The sequence below is a fragment of the Aporhodopirellula aestuarii genome (assembly GCF_023701485.1).
Lineage (GTDB): Bacteria > Planctomycetota > Planctomycetia > Pirellulales > Pirellulaceae > Rhodopirellula > Rhodopirellula aestuarii.
Map to the genome: position 1 here is coordinate 110,631 of NZ_JAMQBK010000036.1, position 14,081 is coordinate 124,711.

Consider the following 14,081-nt stretch of genomic DNA (forward strand, 5'->3'; position numbering starts at 1 on the left):
CAGACACGTTCGCAAAAGAAAAGAAGGAACCGGATCGCCAGTGGCCAAGATCGCGATTCGCGCCGCAGTCGACTGGCGCGATTAATGACGCGACGACCTCGGGTTGAGTCGTTGGAAGATCGGCGACTGCTGGCCGCGTACGTGGTCAACACCAATGCCGATACTGTTGCCGTCGATGGAATGATCAGTTTGCGGGAAGCGATTCAAGCGGCCAACATCAATGCGGCCTTTAACGAGGCGGTCGCCGGTGCTAGCGAAGGCGACTCGATTTCGTTCAACCTCCCCGCCGGTATGGAGACCATCACGCTGGGCAGCGCCTTACCCATGATCACCGATGACATTGTTATCAATGGCGACAACACTGCCGGCAGCGGCACGAATGTCACAATCGACGGCGCGCACAACAACCGTATTTTCTTAATCGCTATTGGCGCGGGGAGCATCGGCGCCGATGCAGTAGAGGATGTCACGCTTCAAAACCTGACGCTACAGAATGCCACAGCACCGTCAAATTTTCTTGGTGGTGCGATTGCAAACTCTACTGATGGGCAGGTGGGAGTCTTCGATCATACGCTAGTCATTCGCGATGTTTCATTTGATAACAATACCGCAATCTCTGGCGGAGCCATATCAACGGCCACCAGCAACTCGACCGCGTCGGTAGTGGGTCTGGATATTGATGGGGCAACGTTTACAAACAATTTGGCGGCTGGTTCCGGCGTCCCAATTCCCGAAGCTGGGTCTGGCGGCGCGATCAACGTGGGGCAAAACATCTTATCTGGCCGTGCTACTTCGGCACGGATCACCAACGCTACGTTCACTGGCAATGTCGCCGACGGAGTACTGAACGCTCAGGGTGGCGGTGCGATCAGAATTTCCGAGGGCAGCACGCTAACCATCGACGACTCGGGTGGCGACGTGATCATCGGCGGCGACACCGTCGGTGAAGCCAACACCGCGCAGAACGGCGGCGGGATCTTCAGCGCTGGTACGCTGATCATTGACGACTCGGGACCCAACAGCGTGATCATTGGCGGCAACAACGCCGCCCGCGCCGGTGGCGGCATTGAGATCTTCAGCGGCAGTGCTGACATCAGTGGTTCGTTCAATATCGGCAGCGTTGCGGGAACGACCAGCGGCAACACCGCCGACGTCAACGGTGGCGGCTTGCACGTCAGCGGCACCGGTACCACGAACATCACCGGCGGCACATTTCAAGGCAACACGGCCGCTGAAGAGGGCGGCGGACTGTGGAACTCCGGTGCTGGCGTGATGAACATCAACGTCGGGACGGTCGTTAGCGGGAACTCCGCCGGACTCAGCGGTGGAGGTATCTACAACGCCGGCGGTACGCTCGTTCTCACCGGTTCCACCATCGGCGGGGCCACGGCAGCCGACGGCAACACAGCCAGCGGCGATTCCGCCACGCAAGGGGGCGGCGGAATCTTTAGCGAGAACGGCGACGTCACCATCCAGAACGACGTCGGTGTCGAGACGGTCATCCAAAACAACGTCGCCGATGGCAACGCCGGCTCCGGCGGCGGGGTCTTCATCCTCGACGGTATGCTGACGATGAACGACTCCCGAATCGTTGGCAACACCGCCAACCGTGCTGGTGGCGGCGTAGAAATCGTCGATGGCGCCGCGAACTTCAACGGCAACTCGCGGTTGCTCAGTAACGACGTCCTCGGCATCGGCGGCGTCGCAGGCACCGCGGGCAACGGAGGCGGCCTGCACATCAGTGGAACCATTGGGACGATAGTCAGATTCGACAACGCCATCGTCGCCCACAATATGGCCGCCAACGAGGGTGGGGGGCTTTGGAACCAAGTCGGGTCCACGCTCGTCATCGACGCCACTCAGGTCGTCAACAACACGGCCAACGGCACCGGGGGAGGCGGCGTCTTCAACAACGGCGGTATCGTCAATTTTGACGCAGATCCCGGACCGGCCACCCTCGTCGACAACAAGGCCAACGGCAATAACGGCGACGGCGGCGGTCTCCTTTCCAATGGCGGCACGGTGAACGTCACGAGTATCCCCGGACAGGCGATCTCCGTCCGGACGAACACGGCCACCCGCAACGGCGGCGGCATCGCCGCGATCGGGGGCGCGACGCTGAACGTCGACGGCATCGACATCCTGAACAACACCGCGGGCGAGGAGGGGGGCGGACTCTGGATATCCGACGACAGCACGCTCACCTTTAATGACACGAACGTGGCCGTTGTCGTCGATGGCAACATTGCCAGCGGTGACAATGCGGACCAAGGGGGTGGTGGCATTTTCGTCGAGGCCAATGGCACGCTCGACATCATCTCCGCTGCGGCTGGGCAGGGGATCACGTTCTCGAACAACTTCGCCGACGGTAATGCTGGCAGCGGTGGCGGCATCCTCGTCGACTCGGGCGGGATGCTGACGATCGACGGCAGCGACGGCGGTGGCGTCACGATCAGCGGCAACACGGCCAACCGCGCCGGCGGCGGCATCGAGACTACAGGTGGGACGATCGTCACACTGACCAACGTCCTCCTCGGCGGGCCGACGGTAGTCGACGGCAACACGGCCCTCGGCATCGGCGGCGACGCAGCGACAAACGGCGGCGGTAACGGCGGCGGACTACATATCACCGGGGCCGCCGATGTCACGATTGACGGCGGCAACGTTTCCGGCAACATAGCTAAGGCCGAGGGTGGCGGTCTGTGGAATTCGGCGTCCGGAACGCTGAGAGTCACCAGCGCGTCCGGCTTTGTGGGTATTTCCAACAATGAGGCCCGCGGAAATGCGGGTGGCACGCCTGATGCTTTTCAGGGCGGGGGCGGCATCTTCAACGACGGTGGGACCCTCGACATCAATGGCTTCGATAATGGAGTATCCATTGACAACAACCTCGCCAGCGGTCCGTCCGCGGGCGCGGGGACGACGGCCGGCAGCGGCGGCGGCATCATGTCGATCGGCGGGGATGTCACGATCGATACGGTCGGCATCCAATTCAACGAGGCGGTCCGCGCCGGCGGCGGCATCGAAATCATCGACGGCACCGTTCAGATTTCCAACTCATTCATTTTTTTCAATGATGTCTCCGATGGCGGTTTGATCCCGGCCAGCAGCCCCGGTAACGGCGGCGGCTTGCACGTCACACGCAACGCGATCGTCGACCTCGAGGATTCATTCGTCGATTTCAACACCGCCCAGGCCGAAGGGGGCGGGCTTTGGAATTCCGCCGGCGGCACGATGACGATCGATGGTGGAACGGTTAATGGTAACACCGCTTTTGGGCCCGGCGCGGATCAGGCCGGCGGCGGCATCTTCAATGCCGGTGGCGAGGTCAACCTGATCAACATGTCGCTGACCTTCAACATCGCCAACACGCCCGACGGCAGTGGCGGAGGCGGGTTCAGCGACGGCGGGACGTTTAATGTCAGCGGTTCGACGGTCAGCGGGAACGACTTGTACGGCATCGTCTTTTTCAACGGAGCCACCGGCGATATCTCGACGGGCAATACGTTTAGCGGCAACGTTGGCGGCGCGATCGGTCCGATCGGAGGCACGGTTGGCGATGACACGATCGTGGTGACAGCGAACTCCATCACGATCAACGGCAACACTCTTACGCTGGATCCATCCCTTACCGATCCAATCGTGATCGACGGTGGGGACGGTGACGATATCTTCATCATCGATGTCTCCAGTGGGCCGATTCTAGTACCGATCACGTTCAATGGCGGCGCGAATGTTTCATCGATGCCCGGTGACGAGATCCAAGTCGTCGGCCCGGACGGCATCGATTTGACCTTCAATTACGACACCGCCGACTCCGGCAGCATCGAGGTCGGCATGAGTGCGCCGATCACCTATACCGGTTTGGAGCCGATCAGTTCGACGATCACGCCGGCCAACGTGACGCTGAATTACAGCGGCGCGTCGGAGACGATCACCGTCACCGAGGCGGCAGGTACGACGACGGTCAATTCGGACGTGGGCGAGATCACATCATTTGCCAATCCGACGGTTAACCTGACGATCAACAGCGGCGGAGGCACCGACACGATCAACGTGGACGGGCTGAATTTTGCCACCAGCGGTCTGACCATCACGGACCCGGATGTGGGGCCCGATGACACGGTTAATTTCAACACGGCGCCCACCACGGCTGGGGGACCGGTCGACATTGATGTTCAAAACACCAATATCAATCAGCCACTGAATCTTGGCTCGCTGGACATTGGTGTCTTTAATGTGCCGGTGCCAGGCGGCACGACCTTGCTGGGTGCCGACGTAACTACGTTAAATCAACAGATCTACAACGAAGTCAACACTTTGGGCACCGATGTGACGTTAACGGGCAACGTCATCATTTTCCGAAATACCCTCGATGGCGCGTTTAACCTTGTCTTAAACGATAGCGCTCCTGCAGCGAACAGTGGGGCGTCTGCTGACATTGGCGGAATCGACCCGCTCATGAGTATCACGACGGACGCAGTGGGAGGCACATTGTTTGCCGGGAACGTAACGACGACCGGCGACCAGACGTATGGTGGTGCCGAATTCTTGATCGGTAACAATGCGGCTCAAACCCTCAGTGCTGCGAACATCTCGTTTGCAGGAACATTGGATGAGTCGACATTTTCGACCAATACGTCGCTGACGACTATCACGACGGGAATGACGACATTTGGTGGCGACGTGGGCGGCATCAAGCCATTCCTCAGTCTTAATTCGACGATGGCAGGACCATTCACGGCTAGTGTTAACTTCACAACCAATGGGGATTTGACTTTCAATATCCCCGATACGTCCGCTGACACCGATGATCTGACGATCAATAATGCGGCCGTGTTGACGTCGACCGGCGGGAACATCTTGTTCAACGTCGGCGATGACGTGGACATTCAAGCGGGCACGGCAACCAACGCTCCGGGCGGCACGCTAACCGTCAATGTCGATCCAATCGCTGGCGACGCCGATGTCGGAACGGGTTCAACGGCGATCATTGCCGGCGCGATCACGACTCCCAATACGTTCGTCAATGGCGGCGACGATGAAGATGTCTTCACGCCGAAGCCTCAGGCGGGGACGATCTTCAACATCGACGGCAACCTGCCGGCATCGCCCGCGCTGCCCGGTGACGTGCTTAACTTGGATGCAATGGGCGGCGCGATCACGATCACTCCCGCAGGTGTGACGATCGGCGGTTCGACCGTCAATTTCCAAGAAATCGAATCGCTTAACCTGACCAATCCTGGCACTGTCACGGTCACGGGAGATGCCAATGACAATGTTTTGACGGTTTCAGGGATCGCCGGTGCGGCGGACTCAGCGACTCTCGTTTTGGATGCCGGTCCCATCGTCACACTGATGTCGCCCACACCGATCTCCTTGGATTTCGATGCTTTGGGCGGTGACGATGCTTTGGTGATCAATGAAACGGCGGGCGGTTTGCCGATATTCACGGGCGTCGCGGCGGGGGCTCACACGAATACGGCCTACACGACCAGCGGGTTGCTCAACCGCGCCGGAGATCAGAACGTGGGGATTCACTTTGCCGCCGGCGCCAGCGGTGCGGCAAATAATGATCGTTTGATCTTAAATTTTCTGACGGCTCAAAACCTGGCGACGTTTGATGACGACGTTGCCGCCGGCAACAGCGGTGTCGTCAACATCGAAGGTGCCCTGTCGATTTCCTACGATAGCTTGACGCCGATCATTGCGGTCGGTGCGGGCGGTACCTACACCGCCGACGCAAGTGCACTGCCGGCGGGGGCCAATCTGACGGTGGCCGATGATCTCGCGGACATCGCAGGCCCCGGTGGCAACATGATTTCGGGCACCGTTGGATTCGAAACCCGCTTTGTCAGTGGCTTTGACAATTTGGTCGTTCGCAGTGGTTTGGGTGCGAATACGATCACCCTGGCGGGACTCGATCCAGCGAGCACTGAAACGGCGATCACACTCGATGCCGACGATATCGGCAATGCCGACGCCAGTCCGGACGCAATTCAAGTGCAGTCGCTACCGGCCACCGTCGTCGCAACGCTGTTCGGAGGTGCGGGTGGGGATACGTTTACCATTGGCGATGGATTCATGGCCATCACGCCCGTGATGGGCCAAGTCGTCGTTTCACCAGTGGGTGACGAAGCAGGTGCGGGGGATACGCTTTCGATCATTAATTTCAACGAACCTGCTGGTACGACGGCAACGGTGAACGCTGGCACGCTCGAGGGTGTCACTGGTTTCGCGGGGGCGCCCGATGTGATTTACAATGGCGCCGGGGATTTGATTGAAACGGTCAACTTGACGATGAGCGACAACGCTGCGGACACGTTCAATGTCCAAAGCACGCAATTTGGCTCAACGTACTTCCTCGATGGTGGCTTCTTCGGTGCGTTCGACGATGTTGTGAACGTGGCTAGTGATGCTCCCGTCAACGCGGGCAACTTGAATGGCATCCAGGGCCAGTTAAACATTGGTCTTGGCTCTGGTGGCAACACAGCCATCAATGTTTCGGACGCCGGTGACGTGGCCGGCGATACTTACGACTTGATCTTCAATCCTGGTACGGGTGTCACTGAGCTTTACTTTAACGACGGTGGAGCGGCAGTCGGAACCGTTGGTGTGCTGGGGGGAGGAACAGCGTTCCCAGATATCATCTTCAACACGGTCGCCGGTAATCCGCTGGCCAACTTTAACCTGACCGGTGACACCGCCGCGAACACCTACAACGTGTTCAATACCACGGCTACGGTCAGCAACACCATCACGGACGGCGCTGGCAACAGCACATTCAATATCCAGGGCAACCAAATTGCCGCAGGTGCAGCCAACACGTTTGGTGGCGCAGCGGGCACCGACACGTTCAACGTCAACTTCGCAGCCGATACCGCCACCCCGAGTGCGGCCGGGACGACGTTCCAAATCGACGGCGGCGCGGCGGCGACTTCATCGGCTCGCGATGTCGTCTTTATCCAAGCTGCGGGAACATTCACGCCAGGTGCTCCGGGGGCCGTACCTCCGACTGTTTTTGCCGCTGACGCGGCTCCGCGAGACATCGGTTTGACTTATGCCGACGCGACCAAAGCCAGCGGTGACTTGAACGTCACGGACGCACTGTCTGCAACCACGGTTGCCTTGACCCAAGTCGAAACCGTGACCTATTTCGGTGACGCCAACAACAACGACATTGTCACCGTCACCGGCACGACCGTCGATGATGACCTGACGGTGGCCCCCTACAGCAACAACCAAGCGTTGGTGTTCTTGGACGGAGACGCCTGGGATGGTCCGAGCGAAGGTTCGCAGTTTGATCAGTTCCCCGGTGTGGCGGGTGGATCGGCCGGACCCGACATCGATATCTGGGGTGTTCGTCCAAGCGGTGTGAATGTGGCTGGCGGTGGCGCGGGTGCCGCAGGTGATCAACTGTACGTTTACGCTCCCAGTGAGGACGACTTGGTCGATCCCGCCACGACAACGGATCCGTTTGGATTCGGCGTCGGTGTGATCATGCCTGGTTCAACGAACAATCCTGGTTTGTTCCCCACAGCGTACGACTTAATCGAAGTCGCCAACAACACATCGATCGTCACGATCACCAACGACCGATTGGTCCCTGGTGCGGTGCCGCCGTCGACAATGAATACACTCTTGCCCGTCGTTCCCAACGTCGGCAGTTTTGCTCAAGCCAGTCCGTTGACGCCTGGATTGCTGGTCAATGCCGGATTCGAGACGAACCCGGCGTTTGACAACATCGGCGACGATATCCTGGCATTCTTGTCTTCGGCATTACCGATCCGCATCAATGGTGGTGATCCGGTGCCCGCCTTGGCTCCCAACGGTGACCGACTGCAAGTATTCACGTTCAATGAGATCAACGTTTACAGCGACAAGTCGACGCCTCCGATTGTCAGCGTGACATCGACGATCGGCGGCACCCCGACACAACCGTTGAGTTTCAGTTCCATCGAGAGCACGATTCTGACTGCCGGCCCCGGTAGCCAACAAGCCAACCTGATTGGTGACAATAACAATCCCGGTATCGATCAAAACGATCAGTTCATTGTCATTGGGGAAGACGTTGACTCCATGCTCGGTACACTTGCGGCGGCTTATCCCGGCAGCATCATTGACACGAGGTTTGAGCCCGATCCCGATGGCGACAACGAGTTCACGTTGCAAATCAACGGCAGTGCCAAAATCGGTTTCCGCAACATCACGGACCTGAACGTGCTTGGCGACGATGCGGCCAGGACACCTAGCAGCGGTGTCGCGCCAATCTCCGATACCGGCGACATCGACACGCTGAATATCACACCGTACGCCGATGACACTACACAAGGCTGGGCAATCGACGTGTCGTTTGATGAAGGGGATCCCGCTGGCGCCGATGGCGGCGCGGCTGATTTGCTGATCTACAACACGGCGGGCGGCGGTGGGATGGTCAGCGAAAATATCTCGGTTCGCCCCGCAGGGATGGACGCGGGTGAATTGGTTGTCACCAATCTCAGCGATGGCAGTTTGATCGTGGACATCGACTTCACCTTCAATACCGACATCATCATCAATGACAATGATGGCTTCCTCAACGATACCGATCGATTGACTTTGTTGGGTACCGATCCGTCCAATCCAGGAACCAGCGGCAATGAGACCGTGGTAGCCGATTTTACGATGGCCGGTGGCGTGGGCACGCCGCAGTTCAGTGTGCTCGATGGGGCAACCATTCTTTACAATATTCGTAATTTCACCGGATTCGACACGGTTGACGTGCAGACGCTCGGTGGAAACGACTCACTGGTCTTCACGCCCGATACCATCAACGCCAACGGCTTGCAGAACGTTGCACTGCGTTACGATGGTGGCGATTTGACCGGCGACTCGTTGACCGTCAAGGCACTCAACGGTTTGAGAGTGACTCCCGGAAGCGAGAACACTTCCGGCATCGTCGATCAATTGGGTGCGGGCGTCGGCAACGTCACCTACATCAATACGGGCCTGATCAACGCGACCTCGGCAACCGCCGCAAGCGCATTGACGGTCCGCGGCACTAATGGCGAAGATGCGATCGCGATCGCGCCGACGGCAACCGCCAATGAAGCCCGCGTGTGGGTCAATGATGGTACCGTCATCACCGGCAACGCTGGTGGTGCTAATAACAACCTCGGCACAGTGAACTTGCAAGGTCGTTTCGGCGATGATTCGTTCTCGGTCACCGCCATCAATGACGTTGCAATCAACGTGGCCGGTGGTGGTGCGACTGACGCTGACACCGTGATCATTCATGGAACGACTGGCGGAGAAACCTTCAATGTTTCACCGACTTCGGCGAGCGACGCGACCGTTCAAGTCAATGCCTTGGGATTGATCACGCTGTCGACCGTCGAGGCGCTGGATATCGATGGTGCATCGGGTGTGGATAACCTGATTTACACGTCGCCTGCTGGTCTCGACCTGCTGACGTTCACTCCTGCCGGAAACGGCTCGTCGGGCTTGGTGACCGGGGTCGATGGACTTGGAGCCGGTGTGTACATGCCGGTGTCATTTGACAATTTGTTCCACGGTGTCACGAATTTAGCATTCGCCGATGCGGGTGCGGCTCGCGCGGATATTTTGACCGTGCTCGGAACCGATGGGGTGGACAACTTTTCTGTTACGGCTGCGGGTGTCGTTAATGCGATCGATAATTCAGGCAGTCTTACGATCCCGACCATCGCAACAGCCGGTGTCACAGTTCTAATGTTGGACGGCCGTGACGGCGATGACAGTTTCACGGTCGCAGGCAATCATCCACTAGGAGGGATTGCGATCGAAGGCGGCAATCCCGACGACGGTAGCGACGTGTTGAACTTCACCGGAGCCGGTGCCACGATCACGAGTGATTTGGCAGGACGAACGGTCCAAGAAATGGGCTTTGCAGCCGTCGGTTTCACCGGCATCGAAACGGTCAATATCGCTGGTGGTGCTGCAGCGCTCAATGCCAACCTGACGGTCGCTGACGATGAGCTGACCTACCGACCAACCGGTGCAGCTTCTGGTACTTTCCAGAACGACAACGACAACACGACGTTTAACTTCACCAATGTCGCCGGAGCTTTCACGGTCAACGCACTGGCCAGTGTCGGTGATCATGTGATCGTCGAGGGTACCAATAGCCACGACAACATCGCGGTCAACTCGCCCAATCGCACCGCCACCGTGACGGATGCGGCGGCGACGGTGTTGAAAACCGTGGCCCTCGCCGGTGACGTCGAAATCCTCACCGCGATGGGGCGTGCCGGAAACGATACCTTCTTGGTCACTCCCGCACCGACAGTCGGCGGCGTGGTCAACGGTAACCTGATCGTCAACGTTGACGGGGGTGGACCGGGGGCCAGTGACGCACTCGTGATCGCCACCGCGGCAGGTGCGACTTTGCCGGCAACCGATTTCGCCGTCAACGCGGTGGGACTCAATCCCGGCGAGGGCCGGGTGCGAGTGTTCCGAAACGCGGTCGCCATGCCCGACATTTCTTACACCAACGTCGAGATCGTGTCGCCCAATGTGGTCGTCGCAGGCGGCGTGCCGCAGTTGTTAGTCATGGGGCCGGACGCCAGCGAACCGAATGAGTTCCGGACCAACGCGACTCACCTCGGTGCAGGCGATTCGATCAACGTCGACAATTTGGCGATCTTCCCGAACTTCGGTGAGCACCCCGGTGTCCCCGCCGACACGGACCTCTTCCAAATCGTTGCGGAATCCACCGGCACACTGGACGTTACCGCCCACTTCGAAATGTATGCGGTAGGCTTGCTACCTGGTGGCGGCGACCTGACGCTCAACGTGCTCGACACATTGGGCAACGTGATCGCGGGTGCGGGCACCTTCGGTAACGCCGACGGCACGCCCAACGCGCGAGTGCGGTTCCCTGCCGTGCAAGGACAAACCTACTTTGTTCGCGTCACCGGCACAGCAAATAATGTGGTCAACGCTTATGAATTGACGATCACGAATGAAGCCCCACCGATTCCATTTGATTTGGAAATCAACGACATCATCCAAGTCGGAACCGTCAACGCGGCTGTCGTGCCGACAACAACCGTGTTCCGAGCCAACATTGCACCGGCCAACGCCGTGCTGCCGCCGACCACGTTTGATTATGTCGGCAAAACGGTCGAGTTCACCAGCGGTGCGAACATTGGTCGCTCGGCCGTGGTCACGGCGTTCAACAGCGGTACCGGCCAGTTCACTGTCGGTACAGGATTGATCGCGGCACCAGCGGTCACGGACACGTTCGTCATCGAGTCGACCGATACCGGTCGCAGCCAGTTTGATAACGTCACCCGTGACACGACTCCGATCATCACGTTCCGTTTGGATGACGACATCCTGCGACGTGACGTTCCAGGAACACCGGGAGCGAGTGCTCCAACGGACGAGAACATTCCAATCCCGTTCAACACGACTCAGACGCTGGTACCCGGCGCGGTGGGTGGCGTCACAGCGGGCTATCGCGTGCCTGTCTTCTTGGAAGGTGCCCCTCAGCAACCCGGAACGGCTCCACAAACGCCAATCGGTTTCGCGCGGCGACTGACGGGAACGCCCGGCGTTTACATCTTCGATTTCGCAATCGACGGTGTGCAAGCCGTGGCGGGCACACCCGTAGCAGTACCGTTGACCAACGGTAGCCACTTCATCAGTGCGAAGGTCCAGATCATTGACCCTTCGATCGCCGCTGTCGCACCCGTGATTGCCAATGACATCGGATATGGTGATCGCAGCGTATCGATGGAATTGGTCGTCGATGCGATCGCACCAGCGGTGTTCTTCGGCGATCCAGCCTTGGCACTTGACGGTTTGATGCCAGACAGTGATTCAGGCGATCCGGCCTTGCCGGCCACGTTGTCCGATCGTGCAACCAACGACACGACGCCGACGTTCTTTGGTCAAGCCGAGGCCAACTCGATCATCCGGCTATTCGTTGACCGCACGAACGACGGTTTCACAGTCGACGATTTCCTGATTGGTCAAACCGTCGCGTCACCACTCGATGGAACCAACCAGCATCCATTTGAACAATGGGAACTGACGTCGACTTTGAACATGAACGACCCGACGCTGACGGCAACGTTAGGACTCGACGGCGTTCGGAACCTGTTCGTGACTGCGGAAGACCCTGCCGGCAACACCTCCGCGGCGGGTTTGGCGACGTTGCAAATCTTTATCGATACGCTCGGTCCGCAAGTCACCGATGTGTACCCGAATGCTGATCCAACGTTTGATTTATTCAACGTCAAACAAGAGACACCGGCACCGACGCCGCGTATCGATAGTTTGACGATTCGCGTGCAGGATCTGCCGCCGCGAGTGGCCGGGTTCCTTTATCCCGCGATCTCCAATCTACCGTTGGTACCCAACGGATTGCCGCAAGGTTTGATTACGCTCATCGGCGATCATTCCGGTGTGATTCCGTTTGCGAGCGTGGTGTTCACGCCCGACGCGTTCCCAGTGGTGATTCCCGCTGGTGGAACGACGGCCACCGGAACGATCACGTTGACGTTCAACGAGCCGCTGCCTGATGATCGTTTCACGTTGACGCTCAGCGATAGCATTATCGACCCGGTCGGCAATGCACTCGACGGCGAAAGCGACGGCAGCGAGCCGGGGACACCGGCCTTCCGCACCACAGGGGTATCCTCCGGTGACGGTATCTCCGGCGGTGATTTCGTCGCACGGTTCACCGTCGACAGTCGCCCCGAAGTCGGCACTTGGAGTCAGGGTCTGACCTACGTCGATATCAACGGCAATGGTGTCTGGGATCCTGAGGGTCAAGACAACGATGCCACCAATCGTGATTTCGTTTACCAGTTCGGTCGCATCAGTGACGGATTGTTCGCGGGCAACTTTGCTTCTCGCGGAAACAACGCATCGGGCTTTGACAAGATGGGTGCCTACGGTTTGTTCAACGGCAGTTACAGCTTCCTGCTCGATACTGACGATGACGGTGTTGGTGATGTCGCTCAAGCAGCCGGCGTGCCGCAAGTCAACGCGGCAGCGGTCGCGGGGAACTTCAATGGCAATGCACTCGATGGCGATGAAGTCGCCCTGTTTGATGGTGCCAATTGGTACGTGTTCGATATTGTTGGAACAGGCATGGTCCTGACCAACACGATCAATGCGACTTACAACGGCATTCCATTCGCCGGTGATTTCAACGGCGACGGCAACGATGACTTTGCCGTCTTTGTCAACGACACCAACACGGTGATTTTCGACACCAATCGTGACGGAACCTCGAATGGTCAACTTCATCTCGGCGACTCAACAGGTCGGTTCGCGGGCCTGAGCGGGTTCACAGATAAGCCCGTCGCTGGCGACCTCAACCTTGATGGTGTCGATGACATCGGCATCTGGGTCAAGGGACGCCAAGGAGTGTTACCGAAAGAGCAAGGTGAATTCTTCTTCTGGGTATCGGATGTTGCTCAGAATGCGGGAGGAGCCTTTGTGCCGGATGCAAACCCGATCAATAACTTTGCCGCTACCGTTAACTTCCCCGCCGGGGTCGTTGGTACGGGAACAGCGACATTCAGTCCCGCGCCACTGGGCAACGATCTGTTCACGCAGTGGGGCGATGAGTTTGCGTTGCCGATCTTCGGAAACTTTGACCCGCCATCGGGTGAAGACGTTGACGCGGATTCGGGCACGTTGACCAATACGGTCAATGCGTACGACGTTAATAACGACGGTAGCGTGACTTCACTCGATGCGTTGGTGATCATCAACCAACTCAACGCCGGGGTCACGGAGGCGGAAGCGGGATCGCGGGCTCGGCTCCGGGCGACCTTCGGAGATCTGTTTGTCGATGTCAATGGCGATACCAAGCTGACTGCGGTCGACGCATTACAGGTGATCAACGAACTGAATCGACTCGACAAGGTCGGGGCGAGCGGCGAAGCGACCGCCGCACCTGCGGCAGCCGAGAGTGGTGAAGTCAGTTGGCAGGCCGCCGTCGATTCGTTCTTTGAGAACGATGACGATGACGACGAAGTGGTTGACCCGGTTGACGATTTGCTCGGACTCACGTTCTGAGTTCCGTTCACCAACCCGAGATT

Annotated in this window: 1 protein-coding gene; it reads left to right on the top strand. The window is 58.7% G+C overall.

Annotated elements, in window-relative coordinates:
• The first annotated feature begins 84 nt into the window (after positions 1-84).
• On the top strand, positions 85-14,058 hold the full coding sequence (locus tag NB063_RS13920; protein WP_250929340.1) for a dockerin type I domain-containing protein: 13,974 nt from the start codon (positions 85-87) through the stop codon (positions 14,056-14,058).
• Positions 14,059-14,081 lie beyond the last annotated feature (23 nt).

Coding starts and splice junctions, on each gene's coding strand:
- NB063_RS13920 (WP_250929340.1), top strand. CDS start 85: ATGACGCGACGACCTCGGGTTGAGTCGTTGGAAGATCGGCGACTGCTG.